Origin of the sequence: Staphylococcus carnosus (assembly GCF_900458435.1) — a bacterium.
Lineage (GTDB): Bacteria > Bacillota > Bacilli > Staphylococcales > Staphylococcaceae > Staphylococcus > Staphylococcus carnosus.
On sequence record NZ_UHCT01000001.1, the window covers coordinates 1,010,274 to 1,032,743 of the forward strand.

The 22,470-nt window shown below is 30.4% G+C and carries 28 protein-coding genes; 22 read left to right on the top strand and 6 right to left on the bottom strand.

The features are described from left to right. Positions 1–46: 46 nt before the first annotated feature. Complete coding sequence (locus DYE31_RS04680) at positions 47–1,219, bottom strand: tyrosine-type recombinase/integrase (protein WP_015900784.1); 1,173 nt, start codon at positions 1,217–1,219, stop codon at positions 47–49. Between the two features lie 8 nt (positions 1,220–1,227). Beyond that, entirely contained in the window at positions 1,228–1,860 is a 633-nt protein-coding gene (locus DYE31_RS04685) for a helix-turn-helix domain-containing protein (protein ID WP_115314365.1), read from the bottom strand. 172 nt (positions 1,861–2,032) lie between these two features. On the opposite strand from DYE31_RS04685, the gene DYE31_RS04690 reads away from it, so the two are divergent. From DYE31_RS04690 to DYE31_RS04790, 20 genes are all read left to right on the top strand, one after another. Continuing rightward, on the top strand, positions 2,033–2,245 hold the full coding sequence (locus DYE31_RS04690) for a helix-turn-helix domain-containing protein (protein WP_015900781.1): 213 nt from the start codon (positions 2,033–2,035) through the stop codon (positions 2,243–2,245). A gap of 3 nt (positions 2,246–2,248) precedes the next feature. After that, positions 2,249–2,878, top strand: a complete 630-nt coding sequence (locus DYE31_RS04695) for a BRO-N domain-containing protein (protein ID WP_015900780.1) — start codon at positions 2,249–2,251, stop codon at positions 2,876–2,878. Further along, positions 2,879–3,181, top strand: a complete 303-nt coding sequence (locus DYE31_RS04700) for a helix-turn-helix domain-containing protein (protein WP_015900779.1) — start codon at positions 2,879–2,881, stop codon at positions 3,179–3,181. Further along, complete coding sequence (locus DYE31_RS04705) at positions 3,178–3,357, top strand: hypothetical protein (RefSeq protein ID WP_115314366.1); 180 nt, start codon at positions 3,178–3,180, stop codon at positions 3,355–3,357. The genes DYE31_RS04700 and DYE31_RS04705 overlap by 4 nt, the downstream gene beginning before the upstream one ends. Before the next feature lies 1 nt (position 3,358). Beyond that, the gene (locus DYE31_RS04710; RefSeq protein WP_015900777.1) at positions 3,359–3,673 is read left to right on the top strand and encodes a hypothetical protein; all 315 of its coding nucleotides are present in this window, start codon (positions 3,359–3,361) and stop codon (positions 3,671–3,673) included. Positions 3,674–3,775: 102 nt separating this feature from the next. Continuing rightward, positions 3,776–4,663, top strand: coding sequence for a primase alpha helix C-terminal domain-containing protein (locus DYE31_RS04715; RefSeq protein ID WP_015900776.1), 888 nt, complete (start codon positions 3,776–3,778; stop codon positions 4,661–4,663). Between the two features lie 12 nt (positions 4,664–4,675). Continuing rightward, positions 4,676–6,196: a phage/plasmid primase, P4 family gene (locus tag DYE31_RS04720; RefSeq protein ID WP_015900775.1), complete on the top strand. Its 1,521-nt coding sequence runs from the start codon at positions 4,676–4,678 to the stop codon at positions 6,194–6,196. Positions 6,197–6,707: 511 nt separating this feature from the next. Further along, positions 6,708–7,172 (top strand): hypothetical protein, encoded by a 465-nt coding sequence (locus DYE31_RS04725; protein WP_015900774.1) that lies wholly within the window; start codon positions 6,708–6,710, stop codon positions 7,170–7,172. A gap of 193 nt (positions 7,173–7,365) precedes the next feature. Then, positions 7,366–8,001: a hypothetical protein gene (locus DYE31_RS04735; RefSeq protein ID WP_015900773.1), complete on the top strand. Its 636-nt coding sequence runs from the start codon at positions 7,366–7,368 to the stop codon at positions 7,999–8,001. 12 nt (positions 8,002–8,013) lie between these two features. Further along, positions 8,014–8,472, top strand: a complete 459-nt coding sequence (locus DYE31_RS04740) for a hypothetical protein (protein ID WP_015900772.1) — start codon at positions 8,014–8,016, stop codon at positions 8,470–8,472. A 1,181-nt stretch (positions 8,473–9,653) separates the two neighbouring features. Beyond that, a complete protein-coding gene (locus DYE31_RS04745) occupies positions 9,654–9,740 on the top strand; it encodes an HNH endonuclease (protein WP_235851284.1) in 87 nt (28 codons plus the stop codon). A 262-nt stretch (positions 9,741–10,002) separates the two neighbouring features. Then, entirely contained in the window at positions 10,003–10,476 is a 474-nt protein-coding gene (locus tag DYE31_RS04750; RefSeq protein WP_041612996.1) for a phage terminase small subunit P27 family, read from the top strand. 27 nt (positions 10,477–10,503) lie between these two features. Further along, positions 10,504–11,040: a hypothetical protein gene (locus DYE31_RS04755; RefSeq protein WP_015900769.1), complete on the top strand. Its 537-nt coding sequence runs from the start codon at positions 10,504–10,506 to the stop codon at positions 11,038–11,040. Positions 11,041–11,332: 292 nt separating this feature from the next. After that, on the top strand, positions 11,333–11,647 hold the full coding sequence (locus tag DYE31_RS04760) for a hypothetical protein (protein WP_015900768.1): 315 nt from the start codon (positions 11,333–11,335) through the stop codon (positions 11,645–11,647). After that, complete coding sequence (locus tag DYE31_RS04765; RefSeq protein WP_015900767.1) at positions 11,644–11,982, top strand: hypothetical protein; 339 nt, start codon at positions 11,644–11,646, stop codon at positions 11,980–11,982. Before DYE31_RS04760 ends, DYE31_RS04765 begins: the two co-directional genes overlap by 4 nt. Before the next feature lie 121 nt (positions 11,983–12,103). After that, positions 12,104–12,559, top strand: coding sequence for a Panacea domain-containing protein (locus DYE31_RS04770; RefSeq protein WP_015900766.1), 456 nt, complete (start codon positions 12,104–12,106; stop codon positions 12,557–12,559). Further along, a complete protein-coding gene (locus DYE31_RS04775) occupies positions 12,559–13,107 on the top strand; it encodes a hypothetical protein (RefSeq protein WP_015900765.1) in 549 nt (182 codons plus the stop codon). Before DYE31_RS04770 ends, DYE31_RS04775 begins: the two co-directional genes overlap by 1 nt. 80 nt (positions 13,108–13,187) lie before the next feature. Continuing rightward, positions 13,188–13,916, top strand: coding sequence for a hypothetical protein (locus tag DYE31_RS04780; protein ID WP_015900764.1), 729 nt, complete (start codon positions 13,188–13,190; stop codon positions 13,914–13,916). 48 nt (positions 13,917–13,964) lie between these two features. After that, positions 13,965–14,156 carry a hypothetical protein gene (locus tag DYE31_RS04785; RefSeq protein ID WP_015900763.1) on the top strand — a complete coding sequence of 64 codons (192 nt, stop codon included), beginning with the start codon at positions 13,965–13,967 and terminating at the stop codon, positions 14,154–14,156. A 54-nt stretch (positions 14,157–14,210) separates the two neighbouring features. After that, positions 14,211–14,570, top strand: a complete 360-nt coding sequence (locus tag DYE31_RS04790) for a YbgA family protein (RefSeq protein WP_206170642.1) — start codon at positions 14,211–14,213, stop codon at positions 14,568–14,570. Positions 14,571–14,620: 50 nt separating this feature from the next. On the opposite strand, the gene DYE31_RS04795 is transcribed toward DYE31_RS04790, so the two are convergent. Further along, positions 14,621–15,199 (bottom strand): hypothetical protein, encoded by a 579-nt coding sequence (locus tag DYE31_RS04795; protein WP_015900761.1) that lies wholly within the window; start codon positions 15,197–15,199, stop codon positions 14,621–14,623. Between the two features lie 593 nt (positions 15,200–15,792). Between DYE31_RS04795 and DYE31_RS04800 the strand changes: the two genes are divergently transcribed. Next, complete coding sequence (locus DYE31_RS04800) at positions 15,793–16,512, top strand: hypothetical protein (protein ID WP_015900760.1); 720 nt, start codon at positions 15,793–15,795, stop codon at positions 16,510–16,512. 875 nt (positions 16,513–17,387) lie between these two features. Here DYE31_RS04800 and DYE31_RS04805 read toward each other — a convergent pair. Continuing rightward, on the bottom strand, positions 17,388–18,413 hold the full coding sequence (locus DYE31_RS04805; protein WP_015900759.1) for a threonine aldolase family protein: 1,026 nt from the start codon (positions 18,411–18,413) through the stop codon (positions 17,388–17,390). Positions 18,414–18,642: 229 nt separating this feature from the next. On the opposite strand from DYE31_RS04805, the gene DYE31_RS04810 reads away from it, so the two are divergent. Then, positions 18,643–19,464, top strand: coding sequence for a MetQ/NlpA family ABC transporter substrate-binding protein (locus tag DYE31_RS04810; protein ID WP_065865283.1), 822 nt, complete (start codon positions 18,643–18,645; stop codon positions 19,462–19,464). 61 nt (positions 19,465–19,525) lie between these two features. On the opposite strand, the gene DYE31_RS04815 is transcribed toward DYE31_RS04810, so the two are convergent. Continuing rightward, positions 19,526–20,824 (bottom strand): B domain-containing protein, encoded by a 1,299-nt coding sequence (locus DYE31_RS04815; RefSeq protein WP_015900756.1) that lies wholly within the window; start codon positions 20,822–20,824, stop codon positions 19,526–19,528. 241 nt (positions 20,825–21,065) lie between these two features. After that, on the bottom strand, positions 21,066–22,361 hold the full coding sequence (locus DYE31_RS04820; protein ID WP_015900754.1) for an aminotransferase class I/II-fold pyridoxal phosphate-dependent enzyme: 1,296 nt from the start codon (positions 22,359–22,361) through the stop codon (positions 21,066–21,068). Positions 22,362–22,470: the final 109 nt, after the last annotated feature.

Consider the following 22,470-nt stretch of genomic DNA (forward strand, 5'->3'; position numbering starts at 1 on the left):
AAAGGCGTTTGGTTATTCCTTATGACATAATAATGACATAAAAATTCTAAAATAATTCTTTACTGACGTTTTCCATGAGTTGACTAAACTTTTGGGAAGCGTCTTTTTTGTATGAATCTGTAATTTTAGCGTAGATGTTCATAGTTGTATTTATGTCTTTGTGACGTAATCGTTCTTGTATTTCTTTAATATGTACACCGGCTTCTATAAGCAACGCACAATGTGTGTATCTGAATGAGTGTGTTGTTATATTTTTATCAATATTAGTTTTTGACATAATAGATTGAATCCATTGTGATAATTTCTTAATCACAAGTGGGTAACCATTATTATCAGTAAACACAAAATTATTATCTACATATAATTCGTTTTTCCATTTATCTTGTACATTTACTTTGTAATCTTTCAATAATTTAATAACGTGTGGATCAATAGATAGTTTGCCAATAGATGCATTTGTCTTTGGTGTAAGAATTTGATAGTTTTTCTTATTGTTATTTGGATTGTAATAAGTTTTAGTTATGTTAATAGTATAGTTATCAAAATCAACATCAGACCACTTTAATGCTAAAATCTCACCAGCACGACAACCTGAATAAGCCATTAATGTAAATAACTCAAAGCTATTTAATGGTGGGTGGTCATTTTTAGCTACATTTAAAAACTCAAATAACTCCTCTTTTTCAAGAAACTTTTGCTTTAATTCAGTATGTTCCAATTCCTCAACAGTAACTTTTTGTTTAGGTCGTTTTATGCCTTCATTAGGTAGCTTCTTTAATAAATTCATATCTAACGCATATTTAAATACAAGGTTGGTAGAAGCCACAATACTATCTACATAATTCTTACTAAAACGTGTGCTTATATCGTCCACAAATTGCTGATACTGGTGTTTAGTAATGCTTTGTATAGCTTTATCGCCAAATGCTACTTTAGCATGCTTTATGGCTTTCTCACGCGCTCTCACACTGCTTACTTTAGCATCTTTTCTATAATGATTTATAAATTCGTCAGCTATGTAACTAAATGTATGTGCTGATGGGGCAATATATTCATTATTCCTAATTTGTCGTTCAACCATTTCAGCATGATGTTTTGCATCAGATTTACGTTGAAAGCCAGTTTTAGATATATATTCATATTTGCCAGTTTGTGGGTTCTTACCTAATGAAATACGGTAACGCCAGTTGTTTTTAGCGATTTGGTCATAGCTTGCCATGTGATCACCTACTTAATACGGAATTTTTTTAAGGTTTCAAATTCACTATCTGGAAATAATTTCAAAGCGATATAATCATTTAATTGAAATTGAATAGTCGTGTAACCACCTATAAGTTCGGAAGATTGTTTATTTATAACCAAGTCTTTTAATTGTGATTTAACTTTTGTGATTAGTTTGTTGATGAATTCTGTTCGGAAAGAAATGCTCATATTGGAAAGAAACGTATAAAATTCATTTTCAGTGTAATGATCTGATCCTTGTAATACTAGAGCGATGTAATAATCGAACTCTCCATTTTTTAAAGGTATATCATACGAATCTCCACTATAAACAAACAAGTCTAAGTTGAAATATTTTTCGTAATGTTGTTTTTTTATTTTGATTTCAAATCCATCTATGTGACCTTCGCTAAAATTACTATTTTTGATTTCAACTATATATGGAGAATAATCGAAAAATTCGCACGGAGTGACGCCTAAAAAATTACACAATTTATCAACAGTATCAAACTGAACTCCTTTACCAGTATTTTCAGCTATTGCCATTAAAGTAGTTTTTGATATTCCGGTTTCTTCATATAAATCAGAAATTTTCAGACCTCGTTCAGCCATCAATACAGACAATCTACTTTGAATCATATTTTTTACCTCCTTTATTTTCACAATAATGTTACTATAAGTCGCTAAAAAAATACAGAGTTTACTAATATATTTTTGAGTATTGACATTTGTTTTTATCGAGTATACAATGTAATTAATAACAGACTACAAAAAAATATTACAAATATCTGTTATAAAGGAGTGAGATGATATGGAAAATAAATTTAGAGTGATACTTGCTATAAAAAAACTTTCAATAGCTGATGTATTTGAAGGTACTGGAATAGCAAAAACAACATTATACGGTTTGTATCATGAAAAGACTAAGAATCCTGATACTTCCACAATTTTGAAAGTTTGTAATTATCTTAATATTACACCTAATGAATTTTTTGGAATTGATAATAATGAAAAGGAGGCATAACCAATGATTAAGCAAATTTTCAATGATAAAGAAATTCGTTTTATTGAAAAAGACGATGAGTATTGGGCAGTAGCTGGTGATGTAGCAAAGGTATTAGGGTATTCGCAAACATCAAATATGTTAAGAATGATAGATAAAGAAGATGTGACTACTCACAATGTGAAGGTCACCTCAAATAGTAAGTTCGCAAGAAAGACACAACCAGCAAGTGTCATTTCTGAATATGGTATTTACGAAGCTATTTGGAATAGTAGACGAGATGAAGCTCAAGAATTTAAGAAATGGGTTAAGCAGGTTATTAAAGAATTACGACAAGCCACAGGACTTAAAGGATATGAAGCCTTCCGCATGCTAGATAAACAAAAGCAAAAAGAAGCTATGGCTATTATTCAAAGAGCGTATAAATCAGATAAACAAATCAACTACATTAAAGCCAATGCTATTGCAAATAAAGCTGTATCAACTGCTTTTGGATATAAAAAGATGATTGTCAAAGAAGAAATGACACCGGATATGTTAGAGGTGCGTCAAGTTATTCTTGATGATGTTGTTAAGCTAACTGAAACGAAAAATCAATTTAATCTTGATATTAAAGTAAGTAAAAGTATTTATGACAAGTATGGGGTGAGTTAAATGTTCAATATCAATATTGACGAAGATGAAGCACGTGAAATGATGCAACGAGCGATTGATAAGCGTATCGAAGAGTTAGCACATGAGCATTACTTTATGACTTATAAAGAGTTAGCTGAATACCTAAATTTAAGTAAACCAACGATTGAGGAACTACTTATTAATAACGGTATGAAGTATTACATGGTAGGCAGCACGTATCGTTTTAAAAAGTCTGATGTAGATGATTTCATGGATCACATTACTTCGCAGATGGATATTACTAACAACGATTTAAAAAGTTTAAAGAAGGTGAAATCATGAAATTATTCTCAACACTTATCACAGCAAGCTCATTGACTTCATTTGCAGTAGGTTATGTGACGGAAGATATTTTTAATAGTATGGCTTTATATAGTCCACTAGCTATTACATCATGGGCAATAACAGAATGGTTTAATGATAGAAAAATTAGAAAACAATTATTGGAGGAAAAATAATATGAATTATTCACAAAAAATAGAAGAAACAGTGGAATGTACAGATTTAGGAAATAAGATCCAATCGTGTATGGATTATCTTACAACAGAGATTGAAGCAGTAGAACAAACTAGAGAATGGGCAATCAAAAATAATGAATTTAGGTTACAACAAGAAATTAATAATGCTTGGAAGTCGCATTATGTTGCGTTATCTATTTTAAAAAGCATTAGAGAAGATAACGAACGTATGAATGATGAAATAGTAATGATTGTTAAAAATGAGCAAGAAAAAAGCGCATCTGTACAGTCGGCAAACGGAACAGATAACGCCTAAACGCAATTTGAAATTTTTATTAAAAACAAGCATGGAACGGCTTATTTATATATTAATTATACCATTTCATGCCTTGTTTTTACAGTAGGAGGGGCAAAATAAATGGGTTTTGAACAAGTCAAATTACAACATGACTTCAAAATAAACGTGATAGAATACAAAAATTTATATTCCGATTCCTTTGTTCAAAGTAATAAGTTACTTTGGTCGGAATGGATCAATAGATTACAAACACCTATGAATAATGGTGATAAATATAAGCGTGGATTAGTCCTTTACGGTGATGTAAAAGATATGGAAAAAGATGGAAAACTTATCCAAAAATACCGTAATGATGAAAATATTATAAACAGAAATACACTAGCACTTGATTATGACGATATTACAGATTTCAAAGGATTATATAAATCAATTTGTAAGCAATTAGAGGGCTATGCGTGGGCTTTCCACACAACGTATAACCACACTACAGATAATCCTAGAATACGCCTTATTGTGCCTATAAACGAACCAGTAAGTGCAGACGACTATAGAAAGTATACACAAGCCTTAGCACATCAAATAGGATACAAAATTGATGAAGGTAGTTATCAACCATCAAGAGCTATGGCATTACCAGTAAGACCCGATAAAGATATACCTTACATCTTTAAATATAACGATGCACCAGCAATAACTATTGATGATTTAAATCAGTTGTCCACAAATCTGGACAACGTTCAAGCAGATAAACCATTTACCATAAACTACTCAAGTCAATATAAAAAACGTGATTCATCATATTGGCGTGATATAGCCTTCGGTGTAGGAGAAGGTGAACGTAATCAAACATTAGCATCATTAATTGGATACTTATTGCGTAGGTATGTAGATGTAAATTTAGTTTATGGCTTAGCGATAGCTTGGGCGCAGCAGTGTACACCAGCGATTGATGATAAAGAAGTAAACAACACATTTAAATCAATATTGAAAAAGGACTTGAATAAATAGAGGGGGCATTGCATGGTAGATATTTATGGCTTCGTAGAAGAAGAGACCGACAAATTAATAGAAGAGTATCAACATCAATTACAAACTGTGCAAAAAGAAAAAGGTAATATTAAATATTTTCTTAAACAATTACGCAAAGAAGAATTGGAAATTATGCGTCAACAGTGGGAACAAGCTAAAGAAAAGGGCGAAGCATCAGGCGCACCTCCAAAAACAATTAGCCCAAATAGATGTGCTGTGCTATTAAATGAGCATCTTACCTTTATATTATTTGATATCGAAGAAGGTACCAGATTAGCGTTTTATAGGCAAGATGAAGGTATATACACACAAAATTATACGTATATCAAGCGTGTCATAAGTTGGTTAGAACCTAGTTATAATCAGAGAAAGGCTGAAGATGTGATATTTCATTTAACTAATATGGTAAAAATTGTACCTCGAACAAACGAACCACATTTAATACCAGTCAATAATGGTGTGTTTAATAGAGAAACTAAAAAGCTTGAATCATTTACACCAGATTATGTATTTACGACTAAAATAACAACCAATTATATAGAAGGCGCTGTGCAGCCAACAATTAGTGGTTGGAGTTTTGATAACTGGTTAGATGAAGTCGCATGTGGTGATAGAGAAGTATTCACATTGTTGTGGCAAGTTATTAATGATTCGTTGAACGGAAACTATACACGTAAAAAAGCAATATTTCTTGTTGGTGATGGCAATAACGGCAAAGGTACATTTCAAACATTGTTATCTAATCTTATAGGTTTTGATAATGTTGCAAGTCTAAAAGTAAACGAATTTGACCACGAATTTAAGCCAAGTGTATTAGAAGGAAAAACATTAGTCATTGGTGATGATGTGCCTGTAGGTGTGAACATTGAGGATAGTTCAAATTTTAATAGTGTTGTAACTGGAGATTCTATTTTAGTGAACGTAAAGAAAAAGCAGCCATATAGAGCAGTTTTTAGATGTACAGTAATTCAATCAACAAATGGTATGCCTAGGTTTAAAAATAAAACAGGTGGTACAAATAGACGACTATTAATAGTACCATTCAATGCTGATTTCAATGGTACAAAAGAGAATCCAGACATTAAAGAAAAGTATTTAAATAATAAAGAGGTGCTTGAATATGTTTTATACAAAGCTATTAACCTAGACTTTGGGAAATTTATAGTGCCTAAAGTATCAGCAGACATGTTAGAAGAATATAAACAGGATAACGACCCTGTATATGATTTTAAAGTTACTGAATTCGATACATGGAAAATTGATAAAGTACCTAAATCGGTCGTTTATTATAGATACAAAGTTTTCTGTGAGAATAGTGGTTATCATGCACTATCGGAAAGAAAATTCTACAAAACGTTTAACCAATATCTAAGCAAGAACTGGGAAGAGGAAAGAGCTAGATTTTATTCAGTAGCAGACATGCAAAAAAAAGTTGGTTATTTTGAGCCAACACTTGTACCTAATGGAGAATTAAAACGATCATATATAAATAACAAATTAAAAGTAGTGTGACAGAAACTGTGACTGAACTGGTAAAAATATATTTATTTCGGTCACACCTATAAACACTGATATGACAAGCTTAAAACAAGATTCTCCATATTTACTGTGACTGAACTAAATTATTTCGGTCACACCTATAAACACTGATATATCAACGTTTATAGCAAAAAGTGTGACTGAAATCATAATGATTACTAACTTCAAACATAATTAAATAAAATATAGCCTATTAATTAATGTGTAAGTAACTTGGGATATTTCGGTCACTCCGTCACACTTTTACGGTCTATCCCTTGTGGCAGTACGGAAAATAGGTGTGACTGAACTGTGACTAGTGTGACTGAACTGGAGTTTTTAGAAAAATTCGGTCACACCTAACATAAAAAAAGGAGATTAAGAAAATGAGATACCTATACAACAGTGGCAATAGATTTGGAACAGTAAGTACTAATAATAATGTACATCGCGTGGTTAATGCATTAATTTATTAAATATTTCAAAATAGGAGGACTTATAAATTATGAAAAATCATTTAATGCCAACAGATTCATTAAAATTAAATAAGAAGAAACTCAACTTTAATGATATTAAGAATTTAGAAAATGCTAACAGACCTATTTGTCACATCTATAAAACACAGGGCAAGTATCAGTATTTAGAAATAGACTTTATAACATGTGATTGGTGCTTATCCAGTTTAGGACAAGCAACGCTGCAATCAAGGTTAAACACTGAATCAATCTTCTTGTGGTTAAGAGGATACAATTTGAAACTCAACTATAACAGTGTAGGGCATATGACAATATATTTACGTGGTGATCATTTAGCGATTAATTATTTACTAGATGAAATTAATAAACTCACTGCAGATGCTAAATATTGGCAGAAATACAGAGATGGTAAACGTATGTTAGAAATTGATAGAAATAGTCACTATGTTATGCCGACACACCATATTAAAGGTAATACACAGAAAATAAGTTAAGGGAGTGTTTCCATGAATCACAAACGGATAGCACATCAGATTCTAGCTCGTTTACCTACCCATGTGAACAATGTATCGAATAGATATATTAATTCATTGATTAAACAACACACTAGAAAAGAACAAGATTTTAAAGAAATAAAACGAATTATAAATCAATACAAAAAACACAAAGCGAAAGAGGTAATCACTTATGGCAAAATTAAAAGAACAAGCAATTGAAATCTTCGACAATGAAATCTACGCAAAGAGTTTACAATCTAAAGAGTTAAATAAAGACTACAACGACTTAACATCTCAATTACGTGAGTTAGATCATAAAATTGAATACTATCGTAGAGATGGGGACTATGCAGAAGTAACGAAGTTAAAACGCAAACAATCAGAGTTAGAAAATGAAATTGTTAAGTTGGACGATAAACTCAATACAGATAACTTTGTTGTAACAGAAGATGAATTTGAAAGATTTTACAGTGCATTTGATTCAGAACTATCAGAGTATAAAGCTAAACATCAAGCATTGAAAAGTGAGATGAATAAGCAAATAGATGCGCTTAAAAAGACGTATCATGAGTTAGTGGAGAATAAAAACAATGCAGGTCGTATTATTTCACGTGAGCGTTATGTAGCAAATGAAAAATCTAATCCGGGCAATATTAATAATCTTTATAAAGGCCAAATGTTAGCCCACGAAATTAATTTAGGTGATGGCAACAAGTACGACGAACAAACGACTCCTAGAGGCTATGCATGGCAACTGGAGAAAGCATTAGATGCCGTTTCTCATGATGACTTCCAGAAATATCACTTCGGCAAAAAGAAATGGTAAGGAGGTAATGCAATGATTACAGCTATTAGATACAAAGGAAACAGGGCAAAGGTAACTGAAAACGGCGAAGATTTAATGATATTGGCTAGTTCAAGTAGTGTGCCTGTAGAACTGGCTGATGCAGATAATAAGTTAAACATTGTAAGCGCCTTTGAAGAAGGAGAAATCGAACCACAAGCAGTTAAAAAGATTAAGTTTAATAAAAACAGTTGTGTGATGATGAATGGTAATTTGAACTTTATCATTGCTTCAAGTCAGAGAAATAATAGAGAGTTTATAGTTAAGAAAAATCATACACTCGTTCATGCTTGGAAGAGTGGCGATAATGCAAAAGATAAAGCATTTGATCAAATCAAGGGTAATAAAGTGGATAGTGTTGACGTGTATGTAAAAAATGCAGAAGGTAAAGATAATAGAGTGAGTCACATGGGTGAAATCTTAGCAGTTTCTATTAATTTGAATGGTGCTTAAAATAGCGCGGTTGAGCTTTCTATGTTATAATAAAGGTATTAAAGATGATAATTATCTTTAATAACAAGCGCTCTTTATTAAAGTCTAAAATAGCCATGAGTTACTCCTTCATTTGTGCACATGCTGTTCTAACTCTAAAGCACGTTTACAAGGTCATCACTTCAATATATGTGGTGGCCTTTCTTTTATAAGTGGTCTCATGCATGAGTGCTACAGTGAGTTACTTAGTAGGAAGCTATGTAAAGATAGATAGGTAAAGGCAAACAAAAACTTTATGTTGGAATTAATATGTGGCAGATTATATTAACCGTATAGTATAGATAACTCAACAGTATACAACCAAACAGTCTATAGGTTAGTTATAGGTTAGGCATACAATGTAGAGGTAACTATCCTACAGCACAAGCAAATAGCCGCTATATATTAGTAGCCTCATATTAGTTACAGGGCTATGATTGCATAACTGCATCAAAATATACACTGCATGTATAAAGGTCTGGGTATTAACCTATAGCATTAAGGTGATCGCTTGCTAAAGTGTATAGGCAATACACATAGATTATATACTTAAATGTATGTGAGTAAGCAAATAAGTTTTGAAGATATTAATTAGAATGAATTAGAAGAAACAATCATGTTTGTGAGGTTGTTTGTGTTCAATATCAAATAAGTTTTGAAGATATTAATTAGAATGAATTAGAAGAGACAATTATCTTTTATGTTAGAAGACGAAAGAGTTAAGAAGATAATTAGTCGATTGAACAAAAGTGAAGTTGATGTTTGATTAAAGATAATAGAATGAAAGTTTAAATGTAAATGAGAAGTCAGAAAGTATTTTAAAATTCAGAAAGTGAAATAGAATTTTGAAATAAGAAATGAAACTAAAAAAATAATTTGAATTTGTTTTGTGATTTCGATTTGTAGTTTTGCTTTCAAGATAAAAAAATATTTAGATCAAGAGAGAAGAAATTATAAATAAAAAAGAATGAAGAATAATTATAGAAATGTTGAGAGAACAAACATAAATAGAATAGTTTGAATTGCAATTTCAGGCTTATTGTAAGAAAGATAGGAACAAATAGGATTAAAAGAGTAAGGAACTGGTTAAAAGCTGATGACAGGCTTATATGAAGCAATTAGAGAGCATGGTAATTAGTGAGATAAATATATCAATATAGATAATGCTGGGGGACTGGATTAAAAGACTGGATACCGAAAATTTAGAGGTGGTATGTTTTAGCTGCCACAATAAAATTCACGGCAGATAAAATTTTGAAGTTTTATTTTTTGAAATTATTTTTTGGAAAATATTTTTTGCGGGGTGAAGAAAAACCGGGTGGGTGTTGAGAGAACGCTGAAAACGAGTCGACCTTAAACGTAACCAAAAGTTGAAAATAAAAGGTAAAAATGCGGGAAATAAAACAGTCAATTTAGGAAATAACAGCACATTTTAAGAATATAGTATTTCACGAATACCATAAAAACTACTGAATTTAATAATCAAGTCAAAATAAAGGGAGATGACATATGATGGCACAAAGAAAATTGTTATCGCAACAGAAAAGTAGACTAACGAAAGAAGCTCAAGACAATAAGCGAGATACAGAAAAAGCAATGCGACAACTCACATCTTTAGCACCTGAGCCACCAGAATGGTTAGATGATACAGCCACAGATGAATGGCATAGAATACATCCATTACTTGAAGAATTGCCTGTTGCTAGTCTTGATCTAATGCTTGTGAGTACATATTGCCAAGCCTATTCTGATTATATCAATGCTACAAAGCGTATGAACAATAGCGATGTGATTATAGAAACAGAACGTGGTACAAAGTTAAATCAGAATCACACCATTAAACGTGATGCATTATCACAATTAAATAGTATTGCCCCTAAGTTAGGTTTAACAGTGGAATCGAGATTAAAAATACTAGAGCCTAAGCAAGATACAAAAAGTGATAAGTCAGTATATGAAATGTTTGGTATTGAGGATAATGATTAAATAAAAAAAGTTCTAGGGAGGTCTACAATGATTTTAAAAAGAAGTAAAAATATTCTTTGGTATTATGAAGAACCTAAGATTACCGAATATGAGCTTTTAACACAATACTCCCCCATGATGATTAATAGCAAATTACGAGTGATACAAGAGCAAATAGATGCAATGTACCACTTGAACACATCTCACATGTGTTGTGATGAAGTTGAAGGCGTGATTACTGTTTCCTATCCATTAGAAAAGTTAGTATTTTGGATAATACAACAAAAAGAAGAATTAGATCGTTTTAAAAATAACAGTACTAAGAAACTAAACTTGTTGAAAAAAATCATTCGTAGATATACACCTAGAGAACAAAAAGAAGTAATGAGATATTTCCAAACAAATGGCAGCGATAGACCACATAAGACAATTGATAAGCTGCAAGAAGATTTATATAAAGTGCATCATAATGAACGTATAGAACGCAATAAACAACGTCAAAAAGAGAGTGAAGTAATATATAAAAACTTTTTAGCCGAAACGAAAGCATCATTAAATCAAGAACGTGAGGAGTTAGTAATTTAATTAGCGAGAACGTGTATAAGACATCCAATAATTAAACATCACATTACAAGCTAAAGACTTAATAGGTGATATACGAGGATGAGCGAAAGAGAATCAGAAAAAAGCTGCTGATAGAACTAACGAACTTAAAGATGGAAGTTTACGCTTTGATTCAGCTGAACAAAAGCGTGTATCAAGCAATCAGCACAATACGCCAGTACATGAAAATAAAGAAATCGCAAAACTATCTGGTGTATCTGAATCAATGGTAACTGAATGAAAAATTAAATATTTAACGTGAGGAGTTAGTAATATGACCGATGTAGATTATCCTATTTTAGAACGATACATGCGCAATTATCACAGTATGGTAGATATTTATAAGAATAAACCTAGTGATATGGATGAACTTCAATATATGAACCTAGAATCGATTGTAAAGGGCATTACAGAGGTGTATAACGATAGTGAAGTTAAAATACAACAGATTATAAAGCTCACGTGGTGGGATGATAAGAAGTATACAGATGAAGTGATTGCCGATGTGATAGGTGTAAGTGAGTTAACATTAAGACACGCTAGAGAAGTTATATTAAAGCGTGTGGCAAAGGCAGTAGATTATGTATGAGGTATGATAAAGCAACAGTGAAAGAGTTTATATTGAACTACCACAAAACAATAAATAGTAGTGATGCCTATAATGAAGATATTGATATAGATGATTTCTTTAATGTGAATGATCAAGCAGAAACTCACGATATAGATAATAATATTGAAGAAAGTATATTTTATAATGAACTAGAAGCTGTTGTAGAAAGAGTAGCGACTGAAAAAGAACACAATTTATTTTTATTATTATGCAATGGTGTGAGTTTTGAAAAGGCTGGGAGTATATTTGGTGTCAAAGAAGCAAGAGCTAAACAAATGTTGAATAAATTGCTGGATAAGTTGGAGTTAGTATAAATATATTAAATAATACTATTCAAGAGAGGAGAAATGCTATACTATATATAAGTAAATAATCAAAAACCAAATTATTTTTCAATATAGTATTCGAAAAAGTATATTCTAAGGAGGTAATAATATGAGTAATGAATTAAAAAAAATTGTTGAATGGTTTTTGTCACAACAATCAATGTCTCCTAAAAAATTACAGAAAATGCTTTATTACGCACAAGCGTGGTGTGTAACATTATCTAATGAGACATCAGAAGAAATTGAAAATAAATTATTTGATGATAAATTTGAAGCTTGGGTACACGGGCCTGTTATTCCAGAAGTTTATCAAACATATAAGAAGTATGGCTATAATAACATCCCTAAAATAGATGAAAATATTCAGTTAGAAGAAGATATAGAAGATGTTTTGATTCAAGTTATGGATGTGTATGGAAATTTTAATGGTAATCAACTAGAAAATATTACACACCAAGAAAAACCCTGGATAGATGCACGTATAGGCTATTCACCATTAGAGAATTGCAATGAAATTATAACTGAAGAAGAAATGTTTGATTATTATATAAAGCAGGCAAATTGATGGGAAAGAAAAAGGTAAAATCTAGTCAAAAAATACAATATAACGTCAGTAATGATAAAAATATAGTTGATAACTTTAAAGTAGTAATTAATAGTAGCGAATGGTTAAAATCTTGTGTAATAAAAGAAATTAATTTTTCAAATAAGTATCATGATTATAAAGAAATGGCTCAAACATTGACCAAAGTGATGACTGAAGTTATTTTTGACATACAACAAAATGGTTTCGATATATTCAATAAGAATAGTATATACTATCAAAGAAATCATCATTGTCATATAATTGATGGAGAAAAGAAAGAAATTGTTAAAAAAATACTTGATGAAATTTATACTAATAAATTAGACATAGATAGCGATGAAGAAAAAAAGCTTTGGCAGTATGGAGTAACTTCAGGTTTGAGAATTATTTGTTTATATGATCAGGCGAATTGTTTAGTACATCCACTGTTTATTGATCCATATCATTTAATATACCCTAGCGAAAAATATAATAAAAAAGATGTAATGAAAAATAGTTTTTGTCCTATCGAAAGTTTTATAATTTAGAGCTAATTAGTCACAATTAATAGGGTGAACACTTATGTGTTTGCCCTATTTTTTTAATTTTATATTAAGGAGAAAACAAGATGTTGAAAAAATTTTTTAAAACAATTGGGTGTATCTTAATAATTATATTAAGTGTTTTCTTAGTATGGTATTTAAATATTTTTGTATTAAAGACTTTCAGTATAACTGGAAAAAACAATGATTTTTATACAGGAAACGCGACAATACTTGCAGCAATTATAGCTGTTGTAGGTGTGTTCTTTACTATAAAACACAATAATGAAACCAAAAGAAAAGAACTATTGGATAATCTAGATTCAAAATCAGAATGGCGTAAACAATTATACGACGTTGCTTCAAAAACCATTTTAACAACAGATGATGTGTATAGAGTATTGGCTTCTTTAAGATATATACCCAAAGATTCTGAAGACATAGCAGAAAGTAAACAAAAGCATTTTGACGTTGCTACAAGAGAAATATTTGAAGATTTATATAAAATTATTAAAGATATGAACATAAAAAAATTAGAAAATGAATGCATGAAGGGAGAAGAAGTGGAGACCAATCTTTCTTTTGAAAACGGAGAAATTGTGAAAATATACGTAAAATATTTGTTGAAACATCATTGGGAATATAATCAAGACAATCCTAAAAAATACCATGATAGCAAAGAAAAAGATGACTTTTATGCAGCAAAACAGGAAATTAAATATATAAAAAATAATGGTATTAAATGTTATTTAGAAGTGATGTCCAATTTATCTAATAAGAGAGGTTGTCTTAAATTGGAAAAACATAAAAAATAATTTACATATACGAACAAGCGTTCTATTATATTCATGAGGTGATTATAAATGGAACCAAATTTAGACTGGAATAAAGATTTCCAAGAATTCCAGGATATTTTGAATTCAGGAATACATCCCGAATGGCTATATAACGCAAAAGCAAATATGATACTCAACCCTTCATACACAGGACAGGGCAAACAATTTTTCTTTACTAAAGATATTATTAAAGCTAGTAAAATAGTTCCTTTTTATTAAATAGAACATTGAAAGAAGGTATATAACATTAACAAACAATTTCAAAAAGAAAAACTGTGGAGTAGATATAAATACGAAGTTTTATGGCATGATCAAAACGCTTATAATGATATTAGATTTTTGATGAATAATGATGTTGAAATTGAAATAATTCAACAAAAAATTCAATATGCTCTAAATAAGCAACCTTCTAAAGGATCAATAATAAATGCTTATTGCCATATGTGGGGATATTTTAAAAAAATAAGTACTGAACAAGAAAAGCAGTTATTTAAAAAACTAAAGACAGATTTTGAAAATCATATTATAACAGAAAAAGTATTAATTGATTTTATCAAGAAATTAGCCGACTTATATGAAGTAACTTATTTAAAACAATCTACTATTATAAATAAAGCCCACCTAAATGAATAGGTGGGTTTATTTAATAAAAATATATATACATAGAAGTGTGATCTTAAATATTATTGACTATATTTATTTTGATAATATTTTAAAGCTGCTAGTTTTTGCTCTGCGTCTTCAACTTCATATTGATTATTTTCAATTGCATACATAGTTTGCTTTTCGCCAGATGAAAGACCATCACCAGTGTTTTTACGCCATTCTTGGTCAGGCATGTTCATATATGGATTATTAGGGTCATATCCGTTAGCTTGTTGATTTTCTTGTTGTGTTTGTTGCGTGTTAGCATTGTCTTGTTGTTGGTCAGTATTCATTTGTTGATTTTGTTGGTCCTGTTGATCTGAATTAGCTTGTTGTGTATTGCTAGTAGTTTGATTTTGATTATCTACGTTAGTTTGTTGGTCATCACTATTTTGTGATTGGCTGTGATTGCTAGTAGTTTGATTATTGTTATCAGAGTTATCTTCTTTATCAGTTTTTTTATCCTTAGATGCCTTTTTATCATCATTTGATTTCTTGTTTTCATTTTTTGATGATGATTTCGTTTCTTTCTTATCTTCTGATTTACTTTCTTCGCTATTCCCACATGCTGCTAAAACTAAGAAACTTGCCAATAATAAACTAAATACTTTTTTCATTATTCATTCCCCTTAAAAATTAAAATATTATACTTTTAATTGTACTATACATAAAAATAATGTGTGATAACAAAAAGTTATAACTAAAATTTATTAAATGTGAATTTACTTATATTTAGCTATAAATCAAAGATAATTGTAGAACATTAAACGAACAACTATACATAAATTCATTTCTCGATGCAGCACAGGGCGAATGTCAGAGTAGATAATTAAATAGATTTGGTAATTTTGGTGTAATATTTTAAAATAGATGTGTGATATTACTTAAAGATCAGTAACATTGGTCGTACAAAAATGTTTAACCAAAAGTATGTACTCAAAAATGAGTGTGTAAAAAGTACACACAAAAAAGTTTATGTGCTATTACTCAAAAATTAGTATGAGGTTTGGTTTCTCAAGAAAGAGCAACCAATGTACACGGTCAAAAATGACCACATACTTTTATCCAAAAAAGACGATAGCAAAAGGACGAAAAAGTCCAATTGTATATAAATGAAAAGTAAATAGTAATATTATTTCTTAATTCATCTTGTATTAGTGTGCTTTTTAGAAGATAATTAAAATGACAATAATTAAGAGGTGAGTAGAACTTGAATAGATTGGATGGCAAAACTGTCATAACTATTATTGGTGTAATTGGTTTAATGATATTCGCTTTTATTTTTACGATTGGCTACATATTAAGTAATATAGACCCTGAAAATAAGTTGGAAGGTTATACAATAGCGATTAGTTTTATTGGAATATTTGCCACATTTGGTGGTGCTTATTTAGGTGCTAAAATATCAGGGGATAAAGCTAGAGAACAGTCACAAGTCGAACTTAATGCGAAAATAGAATATGATTTTTACTTGAAAAACTATGATATGATAAAAATATTAGAAGAAAAAGTGAATCCTATTATAAACAAATTAAACAATGATTATGTGAAGTATAAAGATAATGACTGCTTCAGTAATATGTTTATATCAAACTTACGTGAAAAAAATTGCGACTTATTTCGTGAAGCTACTAATACAATTGATGTCACTGAGAATAAATTTTATGAAATAAAGCTAAATGATATTATTGAAATTTCACAAGAAATCAAAATTATTTTAAATGATATAAGTGAATCTTTAGAAATAAAAAAAGCTTTTGAAGAATATAATAAAACAAGAAGTAAATCTTCTGAGAAAAAACTTGAAAAAAGTGTATATCAACCTACTCGATATACACTAGGTAGAATGAATAAGATAATTAATATTTACAATGAATTAAAAATAACTAAAGTAGAAGATATAAAAATTGATCACAGATTAATATTTTAAACATATGTAAAGATATTTAGAGTGCACAAATTTATGTTGTTTTACAATTTTAACATTTTACACTTGAATATAAAGAACTGTAAACGTTGGTATATAATACTTTAAATTGAAATATAATATATAAATTCTTTTTTTGAAATTATAAGAAAATACAATTTGTATTTTAAAAGGGATAAAGATAAAATAAGAATATAAGGAAGTAATACATAATGCGTTGGAGTCGTTGTCCAAGATGCAATTCCGGTAGGGTGGTTCAAAGATCTAGTGGATGTTTATCTAAACTAGCGCTGATATCTTTATTGTTCGCTGCTATGTCAATCTTTGGAATGTTTATGTCGGGAGATTATGCAAAGTCACCTTTTGAATTAATAGCGCCGTTTGTGATGGCAATTTTAATACCTGTATTTTTTATATTTATTTACATAAAGTTCGGTCGTTCACTATTTTGCAGAGACTGTTATTATAATTTCAGACCAAAAAAAGAGTAAATAAAATTTTATATGTTAAAACTGATATTATAAGTACAATAGTAGTTTCTGTCATGACATAATTATGACATAATGGAATGGAAAAACTGAAATAAATGGTATGTATCAAAATATAAAACGTTGATTTAACAGTGTTTTATCCATATATTTATAGTGGTTTTTGTATATACAGAATGCCAGGTATGATGTAATAGTACAATAGTTAGGTAAAGCAACCTTTTGAGACGTTTCCTTGAGATTACTAAATCTTTAGGAAACGTCTTTTTTGTCTAGTTTCATATTATTATCATTGTTGAATTTGTAAAAAATATATAATTTTACATTTATCAACAGTTCGGAATCAGATAAAAACAAAACCACCTGTTCTTACAAGTGGTTTTAAATGATTCAAATTTGTTCTATTAGAAAATCCACGTCTTTTTTACGTGTTGCCCAACTAGTAGCGAACCGAACAATTTTATGATTGTCATCATATTTTTCCCAACATGTAAATTTTACTTTCTTGCTGAGCTCTTTGATTTTTTTATTATCAATCAAGAAAAACTGTTGGTTTGTTGGTGAATCAATATAGAGTTGGTATCCCTTACTTACAAAAGCCTTTTTTATTTTTAATGCCATTTCTACAGCATGCATACTGATATTAAAATATAAATCATCTGAAAATAATGCGGAAAATTGAACACCTACTAGTCTGCTTTTAGCTAATAGAGCGCCGTGTTGCTTGATGATAGAAACAAAATGACTAGGGTTATAACCTTCTGTAAATACAATAGCTTCTCCACATAGTGCACCAATTTTTGTACCGCCTATGTAAAATATGTCCGCTAAATTGGCAATATCTTTAATATCTAAATCAGCTTCGTCACTTACTAAACCATAACCTAAACGTGCACCATCTATATAAAGAGGAATGTTGAAGGTTTTACATGTGTTTGATAATTCCACAAGTTCTGGTTTTGTATAGAGTGTGCCGTATTCTGTTGGATAAGTAATGTAAACCATTCCTGGTGTGACCATATGTGTATAGTTAGAGTCTTCATACAAATCGTTAATATATTTTTTTACTTGGGCTGCTGTGATTTTTCCATTTTCAGATGGGAGTGTAATGACTTTGTGACCTGAAAACTCAATTGCACCTGCCTCATGAACATTAATATGACTTGTATCTGCTCCGATTACACCTTCATATTTTTTAAGAACAGCATCGATAACTACTTGATTTGTTTGAGTACCTCCGCCTAAAAAATAGACAGATGAGTCTGGTTGATTTATTGTTTGTTTGATTTTTTCAATGGCTTCTTTACTGAATTCATCATTACCATAACCGGGTTCTTGTATATAATTAGTTTCAACAATTTTTTCTAAAACCTTTTCATGTGCGCCTTCTAGATAGTCGTTTTCAAAAGAAATCATTTTTTCGCCCTCCATTTTTAGAGAATTGGTTTTTAATGTTATATATTTTAACAGAAAAAGAGAGGATATTGCTTGTAATTTTTGTCAATATTCAGAAAATTATCATAATCAATTTTTAGCATAAAGCAGAATGTTAGAATGCCTGAAAATTGCGCTATAATTAACGTTGTAAACATGATAGTATATTAAACATAGTGGTTTAATAAGATAAACAAAGGGAGATTTCAGCATGAGAAAACTTTTAGTATTATTATCAATTATTTTGGCTGTTGTTCTTGTAGGTTGCGGAAAACAAGAGACAGATAAACCCAAGCAAAAGAAATTCACGATTGCATTTGGGGTAGGAACATATGAAGAACAATTCAGAAAAGGTATTTTACCAATATTGAAAAAAGAAGGTTATGATGTGAAAATAAAAACTTTTTCGCAAAATGATCAAATTGACCCAGCTATGATTAAAGGGGATGTAGATGCTTCGGTTTTCCAAAGTAGAGCTTATATGGAAAGTATTAATGATAAAATGAATGGTCATATGATTGTTAATAATGATGTGCCAACTGCACCACAATCACTATGGTCTAAGAAGCATAAATCTTTAAAAGATATTAAAAACGGACAAACTATCGCCATTCCTAATGATCCAGTCAACCAAGAACGCGCTTTCCGAATTTTCGAGAAGGAAGGTTGGGTTAAAATCGATAAGGATGCCGGTACGGTCAATTTCAATCAAAACAGTGTAAAACCAGGTAAATATGATTTGAAATTCAAAGAGTTACATCCGGCTCAGATATTACGTTCTTTAGATGATGTTGATTACGGAGTTGTTAATGGAAATTATATCGCTGATTCAAAACGTGTTATAGCAGATGGTTTACTCGTTGAAAAAACGCCACAACAACACAAGGTTGTTTTAACGATTAATGAAAGTAATAAAGATACTGACTGGGCAAAAGCATTAAAAAGAGCATATTATTCAAAAGAATTCCAAAAATGGTATGAAAAACAAGATAAATATAAAGGTTTCATTGTGCCGAAAGAGTGGAAAAAATAATCAAAAAAAACAACTCGGTTTCATGGTTTAATTTTCATGAAAATCGAGTTGTTTTTATAGGTTACTTCGAGAAACCGAAAAATGATGAGATTGAAGAAAATATATTACTTGTCACTTTAGCTGTTTTGATAGCTAGTTCAACTTTAGTAGGGTTTTCTTTATAGAAAGTATATAAAGAAGATACTGTTTGATACGTATTGTAATAGCTGTTATAAGTATTTTGGACTGTTGTGAATGCATTCGCAGCACCTACACTTAAATAAGTAAATGGATACTTAATATAATCGTAAGTAGTTGATTGATCATTTAATGTAGGATAAGCAGCTAATTTTTGTGTTGTTGATTTTAAATTTTGAGTACCAAGAGTTAGATTAACTACTTTATCAATGATGTTTTGATTCTCAGAATATAGTGAATAGAATTTTTTAGCTGTTGTATATTTGTTAACTAAACTATTGTAGAAACCTGAAACTGAATTATAGGCACTGTTATAGTAACTTTTAACTGAGTTATAGTATTGATTTGTTGTTGTTGTAATACATTGAGAAATTCTTTCCCAAGTACTTGGTTGTGTAATTTTTGTTTCCGGAAGTACTTCAGGCACGTTATTTTTACCAACATTGTCTTCACTACCAGTATTTTCGAATGAAGGTACTATTGTCATCGGTGGTTCAGGAACATTTTCACTATCTAACTTAGGTGGTTGTTCGCTTTTTTCTTCTTTTTTAGCTGTGTCAGTTGATTCTTCCTTCTTAGCAGAGTCTTTTAAATCTTCTTTTTTATTATCTTCTTCTTTAGAAACATCAGGTTTTTCTGTTTTTTGAGTCGAATCTTCTGAATTATCTCCAACTGTATCTTCAATACCAGGATTACCGAATAAAGGAATTGTTATCATTGGAGGTTCAGGTACATTTTCAGTGTCTAATTTAGGTGGTTGTTCATTTTTTTCTTCTTTTGGTAATTCGGGCTTATCAATATTGTTTAGATTTTGTTGTTTTAATGATTTTGTAAAAATATTTTGAGCGCGATCTGGGTGATCTTTTAGTTCTTCGATTAATACATCTTTTTGTTCGTTTATTAAATGTTCATTATGATAAATATTTACAAATGCATTTTGTTGACCGTCACGTACTTCAGTACTGTTACGGTTTTCTTTAATTGCTGAAGCGAATACTTCTTGGCTTGCTTGCGGATTTACTTTGATAGTGTCAATATAATCATTTTTTCGTTGTTCTGTAAGATTATCCATTTTTAATAACTCATAAAAAGCTTGTTGTTGGCCTGTTACACCTGTTTCTGGGTTAACGAGAGTATAATCTTTGTCGTATGATTGATCTGCATTATCATTTTTTTTCTGCAACTTGTGCTGCATTTCCGCATGCAAGCAGGGCAGCTAATGTTGCGCTTGCAATTCCCATTTTAATTAAACTGATTCTATGCTGTTTCTTATTCAATTTTGTTCCTTCTTTCTGTTTAATAGATATCTTGTACAATAATAATTTTATAATGATTTTGTAGATAAACCTATTAACAGAATATTAATTATTATTAATAAAAAAGGTACTGGTCTACATTATTGTAGTTCAGTACCTTTTTGGGAATTATGCTTTTAAATCTTCAATACCTTTAGCAATTGAATCAAACACATGCGGAATATCATCTTTTTCAATGCAGCTGAATGCTACACGAATATCAGTATCGTTTAAAGCAATTGTACCAATTGAATATTTCTCAATTAAATGTTTGCGTAAAGTTTCAGCATTTACACCATTAACTTGGATTGCCATGAAATAACCAGAGTTAAAATCGTATGTTTTCCAGTCATCTTTATACTTTTCATCATAGACAACAGATTTTGTTACTTCATAACGTTCTTTAAGCGTGTCAATGTGTTTTTGAATATCTTTTTCAAATTGTTCACGATGTTCAGGTTGCAATACATATTTGACAGCACTTTGAGAAGGCATTGGGCCACTAGAAATGTTACTGCGGATTAATCCTTTAACCTTAGCTTCAAGAACTGCTTTTGTCATTTCATCTTTAATACCGAAAGTGATAAATCCAACTCGTAAGCCCCAAGCAAAGAATTCTTTAGTTGCACCGTCAAGTCTTACAGGCAGGATATTTGGTGATTCAATTTGAGTTAAAGCTGAGAAGATAGATTGTGTATAAACATCTTCATAGAAAAGACCGAAGTATGCATCATCAATAATCGCAATTACTTTTGTTCCTCTATCTGCAAGATTCTTAATTGCTTTTGAAATTTCTTCTACTTCACTTGCTGTTGGTGTATAACCAGTAGGATTATTTGGATAATTCAATAATAAAATCACTTTATCATTGTTATAATTTTCAAGTGCACTTACGAACCCATCAGTCGTATAATGATTATCTTCATCAAAGATTGAATATGTTTGTAATTCTGCACCGTGACGTGTATTGAAAATTAGTTTGTAGTTACCCCAATTTTGTTTTGGAAGTAAAACAGTGTCTCCAGAATTAACAAATAAGTCTGCTAACAATGATAAGCCATGTGTTAGTGCATTTGTTACAATAGGGCGAGAAATTTGTTTTTGAGTTAAGTCTGTATTTTCTTGAAGAATTTTTTCTTCCCAAAGTCCACGTAACTCTTCAATACCTTGAGGCGGTGCATATGGGAAAATTTCTTCAGGATCAAGATGTTGGTATAGATCAAAGATAGTTTGTGAATATAATTTTCCACTGTCATCAGTGGCCATACCGATAGTTGCGTTATACTTAGTTGATTTGGCTTCTGCAGATTGGGATAAAATGCCTTTTGGATAAAACATATGTTTACCTAAATCAGAAAGCATATCCAATATGACAGGGTTTGATTGAGTCAGTTGCTCGTTTAAATCTAGCGCTAATGGGTTCATAATTAATTCAGCCTCACTTTTTTAAGTCTTCATTTATTACTATCTTATCTTGAATACGTTGAAATATAAAGCATAGTTATAGAATTTTCTAATAATAGTACAGATTTTT